The organism is Schaalia sp., from assembly GCF_050312375.1.
GTDB classification, from domain to species: domain Bacteria; phylum Actinomycetota; class Actinomycetes; order Actinomycetales; family Actinomycetaceae; genus Pauljensenia; species Pauljensenia hyovaginalis.
The window spans coordinates 1-10045 of record NZ_JBNOYB010000058.1; the positions used below are offsets into that span (position 1 = coordinate 1).

Here is a 10045-nt window from a genome sequence, read left to right on the forward strand (position 1 = left end):
GATCGTTCAAGGCCACCGGCCTATTCACGGGGAAGAGTCACCACGCGCCCCGGCGGTGGAACTCCCGGGCCACGCCCTCGGCATCCATGCCGGCTGCGAGCAGGACGTGCAGCAGCAGGCGCGACTTCCTCGCGTCCAACCAACCGGCGCCGATCAACCCGCGATTGAGCAGATCCACCTCCGAGCCCGGATAGCCGTAGGAATTCCTCGTCGTCGTGCCGCCGCCCGTCCGAGAGGCGAAGACGACCGGGATTCCCGCGCGGACGGCCTCCTCGGCGGCATCCGCCATCGGCACGGGAACATGGCCCGAGCCCATCGCCGACAGGACGATTCCGCGCGGTCGCGTCGCAATGGCGGCGCGGAGCAGCTGACCGTCGTCGTCCAGGGCCGCCATGATGATGGGGATCCTCGGTTCAGCGCCGTCGGGCACGGGCAGCGTCGACATGCGCGAGAGGGGACGGTATGCGGAGACGACCCTGCCCTCGACGAACTTCGCAACGGGCCCCCAGGAGGCCGAGCGGAACGCCGCGAGCGCATTGGCATCGACCTTCGTCACCAGCGAGGCCATATGCGCCTCGTCATTGAGGACGGCGAGGACCCCCATGCCGTGCATCCGCTCGTCGCTGGCGACGCGGACCGCGGCCAGCAGGTTCCCCATGCCCTCGGCCCCCGCATCATCGCTCGCGCGCATCGCGCCCGTCACGACGAGAGGCTCCTGACGGGACCACAGGAGGTCGAGGAGATAGGCGACCTCTTCGAGGGTGTCAGTGCCCTGAACGATGACGGCGCCGCATGCGCCCTCATCGACCGCGGATCCGGCGAAACGGAGGACTTCGAGGACATTCGCGATCGTGAGCTGAGGAGACCCGACGCGCAGGAGCGTCTTCGAACGGATGTCGAGATCGTCGGCCCACATCGCGAGGGAGGCCGCGAGGTCCTCGCCGTCGACCGCCGGAATCACGGGACCGTCCGCAGCGGATGAGGCCATGGAGATCGTGCCCCCGGTCGTCCCGATCGCGACGATTCGCGTCATGATGTCCTCCGATCGACGTCGTGTCTGAGCGAAGCCATCCTAAAGGGCCGCGTCTGTGGCGCTGACTCCGCGCGCCCTGGAAAGGCGCGGACCTCGTGAGAACGGGCCGAGCGGCGCGGGGCCAGACCGCATGACGCGGCCCGCGGAACTATGCGCGCGACCAGATGACCCTTCCGCCCTCGCTGATCGCGATGCAGGGGCGCTCGCCCGACACGTCGAGGCGGACCTCGAGCTCGCCCTCGCCGCCCGGAGCGGCGGCCCGGTACCGGTACTGCTCGTTGTGAAGCTCGACCGGAGTCGTCCGCGCCCTGGTCAGCCACGGGCGCGCGCGGCGCAGGGCGATGAGTTCACGATGCGCCTCGAGGAGCCGGGCTGCATCCTCGAAGACGGGCTCGCTCGAGGGCAGCGGCGGTCGGACCGCATCATCGCCTCCGGGCCGATCCTCCTTCACGCCGGTCGCGCCGAGCTCATCCCCGTAGTAGATCGAGGGCGTGCCGCCGAGCGTCATGAGGATCGCGAGCGCGGCCACGGCCCCGTGGGGGCCGAGGATCGAGGCGATCCGCGTGACATCGTGATTGCCGATGAAGGTCTGCGGGACGAAATGGTCGAGGAAGCCGTTGTGCCGGCTGAGGGTCCAGTCGAGCTCGAAGAAGTTCTTCTCCTTGAGGGAGGACCAGATCGACTTCCACAGCTCGTACTGCGTGAGGGTCGAGAGCGTGCCCTCTTCGACGAGGGCGGCGTAATCGCCGTGGATCACTTCGCCGAGGAAATAGGCGTCGGGGTACTCGGCGCGGACGCGCCGGAGGACCTCGGCCCAGAACGCCGGTGCCACGGAATAGGCGGCATCGAGCCTCCAGCCGTCGATCCCGCGTGCCAGCCAATGGCGCATGATGTCGGTGACGTAGCCGATCGCCTCTTCGTGGGCGTGCTCGAAGCGGACCAGATCCGTGTGGCCCTCGAAGAACCACGGATACGGCCCGCCCTCGGAGTCGAAATCGATGTGGAAGAGCCTGCCCGCCCAGGAATCGGGGCCTTCGCGCAGAGCCGAGGCGAGCAGGGGATGATCGGCTCCGACGTGCGAGAACACGCCGTCGAGCAGGATCCGCATCCCGCGGTCGCGGCAGGCGCCCACCAGTGCGTCGAAGTCCGATTCATCGCCGAGGCGATCATCGATCGCGAAGTAGTCGGTCGTGTCGTAGCCGTGCGTGGACGATTGGAAGATCGGCCCGAGCAGTGCGCCGTTCAGGCCGATATCCGCCGCATGGTCGAGGGCGGAGGTGAGCCGCGGAAGGCGGTGGGCCGTCCGGCGCTCGCCTCTGATGGGGGCTCCGCATGCGCCGAGGGGGTACACATGCCACCAGAGTGTCTCTTCGCAGGACTCCATCAGAACTCCAGGGGGATCGGGATGCGTCGATACAGGAGAGTATCGCAGCTCGTCCGCCAAGAGGAATCGCTTGTAAGAGCGAGTGAGCGAGTGCGCGCCGAATGAGGGCGGGGCGGACGCGAATGGAAACGCGTCCGCCCCTTCATTGCTCGAGCCGTTCTGCCTGCGGTCGAGTCTCAGTGCTCGTCATAGTGCTCGCCGTGCTCTGCGTGACGGTGCCCGTCGTGGATGTAATCGAGATGATCCTCGTGGGGGACCGCTTCGTGCCCGCAGCCCTCCCCGTGGGTGTGCTCATCGCGGGTGTGCTCGGCGACGGCCTCGTGCTCGTCGTAGTGGTCGCCGTGGAGGGCGTGGTGATGGGTTCCGTGGACGTAGTCGATGTGGTCGCCGTGGGGGACCGCTTCGTGCCCGCAGCCCTCCCCGTGGGTGTGCTCGGCGAGGGTGTGCTCAGCGTGGACTTCGGACATGATCTGCTCCTTATTCTGTGGGTGGTGCCGGATCCGGCGGGGCGGGTGTCGTTTCCGCGACATGGGAGTAGGCGTCGCTCACGACGTGGGCGACGTGGTGGTCGGCGAGGGAGTAGATGACTTCCTTGCCCGATCGGGCGCCCTTGACGAGGTGCGCTTCTCTGAGGGTTCGAAGGTGCTGGGAGACGAGGGGCTGCGAGAGTCCCGTTGCCTCCACGAGGCCCGAGACCGAGTCTTCGGACTCCGCCAGCGCGCACAGGATCGAGAGGCGGGCCTCGTTGCCCAAGGCCTTGAAGATCCGTGCGACGTGAGCGGTCCCTGGCTTGACGGTCATGGGACCATGATGGTCGATAGATGGAGATATTGCAATATGTTTATGAGAGTGTATTCCTCGTAGGCCTTGATGCGAGCCGTCGAACGAGGGCCCCTGAGAACTCGCCCGCCAGTGCGGGGATCGAATACCCCGTGATGTAAACGCCGATCCCGAAGAGGTCGGCGGGATCCCCGGGATCGAAGGCCGAGGGGACCGAAAGCCAGAATGCGCCGAAAGTGCCGAGCGTGATGAGGGCGATGCGCAACCAGCGGAAGCCCCAGCGGTATGCGCTGAGCATCGCGACGCCGTAGGCGGTCAAGGGGAAGACGAGGAAGATCCCCGACAGCCCCTTCTCGTCCCCCAGGGCCTCGGCGACTCCGTCGACGCCGAGAAGCGACTGGTACGCGAAGAGGGCGAGCACGAGGCTCGCGACGGCCGCCCACTCCGACGGCTTCACAGCGCCGCTCCCCACATCATCACTCTGAGGGTGAGCAGGACCGCGTACACGAGGGCCGGGACTCCGAGGCCGAAGGCGAGGAGCAGAGCGGCGGCCCTCGCCGTGAAGGGCCTCGGATCGTGGTGGTCCGGGTCCGCGGGCTCTCGCGCGAGGCTTCTCGGTAACGGCGGCTTCACGCGATCGAGCCTATCGGCGCCGACCGGGTCGAGGTCCCTGATAAATCCACCATTGGCGGGCAACCATCCGTGCCCGTTACGTGTCCAGACTCACCGGGCGACTCATTGTCGAAGGAACGGACCCGAGCGTAGGGTGGCATCCGTAGCCGGTCACCGGATCGGCGCACAGGGTTGTTACTCGCGATGAGGCAAGACCTGGGAACGCGCGTGCGTGCGATCCCGGGTCTTTTTTGTTGCCCTCACGCCGGTACCGCCCCATCGACCTGATCGACACGACCGGCTCGGAGCAGAGCCGGAAGGAAGGGGAGTGGGATGTCCACGGACCAGCAGATCGCCGAAGCGGTCCTTCAAGGGGTCGGGGGACCCGGCAACATCGCGAGCCTCACGCATTGCGCGACACGCCTCCGCTTCGAACTCGTCGACGCCTCCAAGGTCGACGCCGACGCCCTCGACCGCAGCGAAGGCGTTCTCGGAGTCGTCCCCCAGTCAGGGGGCCGCTACCAGGTCGTCATCGGCGGCGCAGTTGCCGGCGTCTACAACGCGATGCAGCAGTTGCCCGCCATGAGGGCCGGAGCGGTCCTCACCGATGCGGAGGTGAAGGCGTAAGCCCGCTCGAAGGCGCGCGGCAGGTTCGCCTGGCTCGACAACTTCTTCGAATACCTCTCCGACTCCTTCCGTCCGATCCTCGGAGTGCTCCTCGGCGCCTCCCTCATCATCGCCTTCGCCGCCGTCCTCGACGCCCTCGAACTCGTCGACTTCCGCGCCGCCGACAAAGCCGCCTCCTGGGTCTTCGTCGACGCCCTGTGGCGCGCCGTCTTCTACTTCCTCCCGATCATGGTCGCCTACAACGCGGCGAAGAAACTCGAGATCGACCCCTGGCTCGGCGCGACCGTCATGGGTGCGCTCCTCACGCCGGAATTCCTCTCCCTCTCGAAGGCCGAACGCTTCCCCGACCTCGCCTGCACGACGAACGAGCTCCTGGGAACCCAGGACTGCACGGCCCGCATCTTCGGCCTGCCGCTCCAGCTCAACGAATACGGCGGCAACGTCTTCGTCCCGCTCATCATGGTCGCCGTCCTCGCCCTCGTCTACAAGGGCCTCAAACGGATCATCCCCGAGAATCTCCAGATGGTGTTCGTCCCCTTCATCTCGATGGCCGTCATGATCCCCGTCACCGCCTTCCTCATCGGTCCGATGGGCGTGTGGCTCGGCAACGGCCTCGGCGCCGGACTCGCGTGGATGAACGCCCACGCCCCCTTCGTCTTCGCCCTCATCATCCCGATGGTCTACCCCTTCCTCGTCCCCCTCGGACTCCACTGGCCGCTCAACGCGCTCATGCTCGTCAACATCCAGACCCTCGGATACGACTTCATCCAGGGCCCCATGGGCGCGTGGAACTTCGCCTGCTTCGGCGCGACCGCGGGCGTCCTCTTCCTCTCCATGCGCGACAGGGACGTCCAGATGCGCCAGACCGCGACCGGCGCCCTCGCGGCGGGCCTCCTCGGCGGCATCTCCGAGCCTTCCCTCTACGGCATCCACCTGCGCTTCAAGAGGATCTACCCGCTCATGCTCATCGGCTGCTTCGCGGGCGGCCTCACGATCGCGATCCTCGGCCTGCCGTCCGGGGGCGTCACCACCGGCGCCTTCGCCTTCACCTCGCTCCTCACGATCCCCGTCTTCGAGCCGATGTGGGTGTACGCGATCGCGATCGGCGTCGCCTTCTTCACCGCCTTCGCCCTCGTCGCGATCTTCGACTACCGCACCGCCGAGCAGAAGGCCTGCGCCGACGCGCCCAGCACGAGCGCCCCCGCGACCGCCTCCCTCGCCGAGGACGAGGGCATCGTCGCCCCCGTGAGCGGCGTCCTCGCGACCGTCGCGAAGACCGGGCACGCCTTCGGGATCAAGACCGCCGACGGCGTCGAGCTCCTCGTCCACGTCGGCATCGACACCGTCCAGATGGACGGCGACGGATTCGATGTCAAGGTCGTCAAGAAGCAGGAGGTCTTTGCCGGGGAGGTCCTCGTCGAGGTCGACCTCGCGAAGATCGAACAGGCCGGATACGCGACCACTACGCTGATGACCGTCACGAACACGAAGGCGATGCGGGCCGTCACGCCCCTCGTCGGCTCCACCGTCGAGGCCTGCGCCCCCGTCATCGACATCCAACGCTGACCGCCCCGCCGACGCGCCCGGGAAGGAGGAACACGTCATGGAGCTGCTCCGCGTCTTCAACAACAACGTCGTGCTCGCGCGCCGCGGCGACGGCGTCGATGTGATCCTCACCGGGCGCGGCCTCGGATTCCAGACCAAAGCCGGCGCGCCCGTCGACGAGTCGAAGATCGTCAAGGTCTTCATCCCCGCCGACGGGCGCGACCCCGACCACATGGGGCAGCTCCTCGCGGACATCCCGCCCGAGCACATCCAGATGGTCGTGGCCGCGATGCGCGAGACCGGGATCCCCGACGCGCAGAGCCCGACCCTCGTCCTCGCCCTCGCCGATCACCTCGGCTTCGCCCTCGCCCGCGCGAGGATCGGCAGAATCGTCGAGTACCCGCTCACCGGCGAGGTCGTGAGCCTCTACCCGGATGAGTACGCGAAGGCGGACGCCCTTCGCAGGGCCCTCAGCGCCCGCGCGGACGTCCGCCTCCCCGAGGCCGAGACCACCGCCTTCACCCTTCATCTGGTCAACGCGGGCTTCGCGAGCGGCGACCTGTCCTGGACTTACACGATGACCGGCGTCATCCAGCAGATCCTCGAGGTCGCCGAGACCGGACTCGGCGTCACCGTCGACTCCGCATCGATCAGCGCCGGGCGCTTCATCACGCACCTGCGCTACCTCTTCGTGAGGATCCGACGGGACGATCAGCTCTGCGACCACACCCTCGCAGTCGTCCAGTCGATCCTCGACTCCTACCCCCGCGAGCACGATTGCGCGCGGATGATCGCCCGGCTCATCGAACTCCGCCTCGGCACTGCCCTGTCCGACGACGAGATCGCCTACCTCACCCTCCACCTCGCCCGGCTGTCCGGGCCCGAGCGCAGGACCTGAGCCCGGCCCTTCAGGCTGAAGGCTGAAACGGCGCCCCGACGTCCTTCCGGATCGTCGGGGCGCCGCCGTTCTCGCGTCCCGTGAACGCCTCGCCGATCAGGCGTCGACGCCCTGAGCGGCGACCTGTCGGCGCGCCACGTCGATGCGCTCGCGCAGAATGCGGATGAGGGCCTGGGAGACCTGCGGGTGGGCGGCGATCCACTCCTCGCCCGCCGCGACCACGTCGACGCCCGGCGCGTAGCCCGCGATGAGCGAGGGGAACATGAGGGTCACGAGGTCTTCGGCGATGTGGAAGGTGTAATCGGACCAGACGCGCTCGAGCGATTCGAAGTACTCGGGGACGAAGGCCGCGTAGGCCTCAGGAGCGGTGCGCGCCTGGGCCCAGAAGCCCGAGACCATCGCCCAACGGGTGTCGTTCGGGATCGACTGATCCGTCATGACCGCATCGAAGGCGGAGCGCTTGACCGACTCGTCCATGACGGCCGCGCGCGCCGCGGCGGCGTTCTGCCGACCGGTCATCGTCCCGTCCTCGGCCTCCAGAGCGGCGATCTCAGCCTCACCGGCGACGCCACCGCGGACGAGCGCGGTGAGCAGCGTCCACCGGCAATCGAGGTCGAGATCGAGGCCGTCGAGGGTCTCCTCGCCCGTGTAGAGGCGGCGGATCGTCTCGAAGTGCTCGGGCGCGGAGGCGGAACGCGCTGCGGCGCGCACGAGCATCGTCTGGGCGTCGGAGCCGGAGGCGGCGGTGCGCGCGAGCAGGAGCAGACGAGCGGCGACGTCGTTCAACGCCTGGGCGCGGGCCGAAGGCGCGACGAAGGTGCGCACGGCCTCCTCGATGTGGCGGATCGTGAGCTCCAGGAGCTGCATGTTCGACTCGACGGGGATCGCTGCCAGGGCGAGCGCCAGATAGTCGCGCGCGGTCATCTCGCCATCGCGGGTCATGTCCCACGCGGAGGCCATGACGACGCCGCGCGCGATCGGATCGGTGACCGATGCGATGTTCCGGGTCACGAAGGCCAGGGAATCGGCGTCCATGCGGATCTTCGCATAGGCGAGGTCGCCGTCGTTCACGAGGATGAGGTCCGAGCGGCGCAGGCCACGGGCTGAGGGAACGGGCGTGCGCTCACCGTCGACATCGAGCTCCTCGCGGAAGTCGAGCGACAGGGCGCCAGAGTCGTCGAGGGAGTAGCCGGCCACCGCCATGCGGTGCGGGCGCAGAGAGGAGCCCTCGGAGAAGGACTCCTGGAGGACGGCGAGTTCGGCGATGGCGCCGTCCTCGTCCACCGTGATCTCGGGGCGCAGCAGCGTGACCCCCGCTTCCTCGAGCCACACCTTCGACCAGGCCGTCAGGTCGCGGCCGGAGGCCTTCTCGAGCTCGCCGAGGAGATCGGCGAGCGTGGCATTCGCGTAGGAGTGGGCCGTGAGGTACTCGTGCAGGCCCGCGAAGAAGGCGTCGCGTCCCACGTAGGAGACGAGCTGGCGGAGGACGGATGCGCCCTTCGCGTAGGTGATGCCGTCGAAGTTCACCTCGACGTCGGCGAGATCACGGATCTCGGCGGTGATCGGGTGGGTCGTCGGGAGCTGGTCCTGACGCAGGCCCCAGTCCTTGCGGAGCATGAACCCGGTCCAGGCGTCGACGAACTCGGTGCCCTCGGCGAGGGCCAGGTGGCTCATGAATTCGGCGAAGGACTCGTTGAGCCACAGGTCGTCCCACCACTGCATGGTCACCAGGTCGCCGAACCACATGTGCGCCATCTCGTGGAGGATCGTCTCGTTGCGGCGCTCGTACAGGTAACCGGTGGTGCGCGACCGGAAGACGTACTCGTCGCGGATGGTCACCGCGCCGGCGTTTTCCATCGCGCCCATGTTGTACTCCGGGCAGAAGATCTGGTCGTACTTGCCGAAGGGGTACGGCTCGCCGAAGTTCGCCGCGTACCAGTCGAAGCCCTCCTTGGTCTCGCGGAACAGGCGCTCGGCGTCGAGATGCTCGGCGATGGACGCCCGGCAGTACAGGCCCAGGGGGATGGTCAGCTCGCCGTCAGGCTGATGGTCGGCGGGGGTTTCGGGATGCTTGGCGACGGTGCCGGCCCATTCGTCGCGGACCTCGTGCCAGGGCCCGGCGCAGAACGCGATCAGGTACGTCGACAGCGGCACGTCCACGCGGAAGCGGTGGGTGCGGGCGGCGGGGCCGTCGAGCGGCGGGACCTCGCCGTCTGCGGGGGCGACGTCGGAGACGTCGGCCTCCGAGTTGGAGACGACGGTCCACGCGCCGGGCGCGGTGACGTCCATCGAATACGTGGCCTTCAGGTCCGGCTGGTCGAAACAGGCGAACACCCGCTTGGCGTCGGCGGTTTCGAACTGGGAGTACAGGTACGTCTGCTCGTCGGCGGGGTCGGTGAAGCGGTGCAGGCCCTCGCCGGTGGTGGTGTAGCGCAGGTCGGCGTCGACCACGACCTCGTGCTCGCCCACGGCGAGATCGAGGATGAGGCCGCGTTCGTCGTCGTAAAGCTCCTTGTTCCAGCCGCAGGCGGCGTCCGTGACATCGGCGCCATCGACGGTGACGGAGCGGACGTCGGCGGCCCGCAGGTCCAGGAACGTCTCGCCGGCGGTCTTCGCGGTCAGCGTGATCGTGGTGGTCGACCGGAACGTCTCCGCGCCCGGGGCGGCGGTGGTGCCCGGTGCGCCGGTGACGTCGAGGGAGATGTCGTAGTGGGACACCTCGAGCATGGCCGCGCGGGCGGCGGCCTCGGTCTGCGTCAGGTTCGTGGAAGTCATGGGATTCAGGGTAACCGCGGTGGCGGATCGGGCGGCGCGGGCAGTCGGCGAGGGCCCGCGCGACCCCGACCGGGGACGCGGCCGGGGGACCTGCGCCCGGGGAGTCCCTTGGCGCGGGGCCACCTGGCCGGGCATGATCGGAGGCATGACCGAACAGAACGTGACCCAGGGCACGCCCGTCGATCGTGTCAACGCAGCATGGGATCGAATCGAAGCGAAGTTGCCCGCCGACGCGCTGGGTGCGCCGGCCACCGAGTCCGAACTGGATGAACTGGAGAAGGCCCTCGGCCTGACGCCGGACGACATCCTTGCGCGCTTCTTCACGTTCGACGAAATCACGATCAACGCCAACGGCGCCTCCCTTCCGTTCGTTCCCGAACGCCTGAAGGGC

General features: G+C 68.2%; 11 protein-coding genes and 1 pseudogene. 5 read left to right on the forward strand and 7 right to left on the reverse strand.

Annotated elements, in window-relative coordinates; genetic code table 11:
* Positions 1-37: 37 nt before the first annotated feature.
* The 6 genes from ACQY7V_RS04760 to ACQY7V_RS04785 form a co-directional block, all read right to left on the reverse strand.
* The gene (locus ACQY7V_RS04760; RefSeq protein ID WP_428639151.1) at positions 38-1033 is read right to left on the reverse strand and encodes an asparaginase; all 996 of its coding nucleotides are present in this window, start codon (positions 1031-1033) and stop codon (positions 38-40) included.
* A 148-nt stretch (positions 1034-1181) separates the two neighbouring features.
* Positions 1182-2417, reverse strand: a complete 1236-nt coding sequence (locus tag ACQY7V_RS04765) for an alpha-amylase family protein (RefSeq protein ID WP_320772538.1) — start codon at positions 2415-2417, stop codon at positions 1182-1184.
* Between the two features lie 176 nt (positions 2418-2593).
* Entirely contained in the window at positions 2594-2884 is a 291-nt protein-coding gene (locus ACQY7V_RS04770; RefSeq protein ID WP_154478561.1) for a hypothetical protein, read from the reverse strand.
* Positions 2885-2894: 10 nt separating this feature from the next.
* Positions 2895-3218, reverse strand: coding sequence for an ArsR/SmtB family transcription factor (locus ACQY7V_RS04775; protein ID WP_154478559.1), 324 nt, complete (start codon positions 3216-3218; stop codon positions 2895-2897).
* A gap of 40 nt (positions 3219-3258) precedes the next feature.
* Positions 3259-3654, reverse strand: coding sequence for a hypothetical protein (locus ACQY7V_RS04780; RefSeq protein ID WP_320836441.1), 396 nt, complete (start codon positions 3652-3654; stop codon positions 3259-3261).
* On the reverse strand, positions 3651-3830 hold the full coding sequence (locus ACQY7V_RS04785; protein WP_303774103.1) for a hypothetical protein: 180 nt from the start codon (positions 3828-3830) through the stop codon (positions 3651-3653). Before ACQY7V_RS04785 ends, ACQY7V_RS04780 begins: the two co-directional genes overlap by 4 nt.
* A gap of 312 nt (positions 3831-4142) precedes the next feature.
* Between ACQY7V_RS04785 and ACQY7V_RS04790 the strand changes: the two genes are divergently transcribed.
* The 4 genes and pseudogenes from ACQY7V_RS04790 to ACQY7V_RS04805 all read left to right on the forward strand — a co-directional run bounded on the left by ACQY7V_RS04790 (position 4143) and on the right by ACQY7V_RS04805 (position 6879).
* Positions 4143-4436 (forward strand): PTS glucose/sucrose transporter subunit IIB, encoded by a 294-nt coding sequence (locus ACQY7V_RS04790; RefSeq protein ID WP_320836440.1) that lies wholly within the window; start codon positions 4143-4145, stop codon positions 4434-4436.
* Between the two features lie 69 nt (positions 4437-4505).
* A pseudogene (locus tag ACQY7V_RS04795) lies at positions 4506-5378 on the forward strand (PTS transporter subunit EIIC); the annotation flags it as partial.
* A 138-nt stretch (positions 5379-5516) separates the two neighbouring features.
* Positions 5517-6002: a PTS glucose transporter subunit IIA gene (locus tag ACQY7V_RS04800; RefSeq protein ID WP_428639158.1), complete on the forward strand. Its 486-nt coding sequence runs from the start codon at positions 5517-5519 to the stop codon at positions 6000-6002.
* A gap of 37 nt (positions 6003-6039) precedes the next feature.
* Positions 6040-6879, forward strand: a complete 840-nt coding sequence (locus ACQY7V_RS04805; RefSeq protein WP_154478551.1) for a PRD domain-containing protein — start codon at positions 6040-6042, stop codon at positions 6877-6879.
* 96 nt (positions 6880-6975) lie between these two features.
* Here ACQY7V_RS04805 and pepN read toward each other — a convergent pair whose 3' ends face one another.
* On the reverse strand, positions 6976-9654 hold the full coding sequence (gene pepN / locus ACQY7V_RS04810) for an aminopeptidase N (protein ID WP_428639154.1): 2679 nt from the start codon (positions 9652-9654) through the stop codon (positions 6976-6978).
* 145 nt (positions 9655-9799) lie between these two features.
* On the opposite strand from pepN, the gene ACQY7V_RS04815 reads away from it, so the two are divergent.
* The coding region (locus tag ACQY7V_RS04815; RefSeq protein WP_428639156.1) for a hypothetical protein at positions 9800-10045 on the forward strand (246 nt) is incomplete at its 3' end.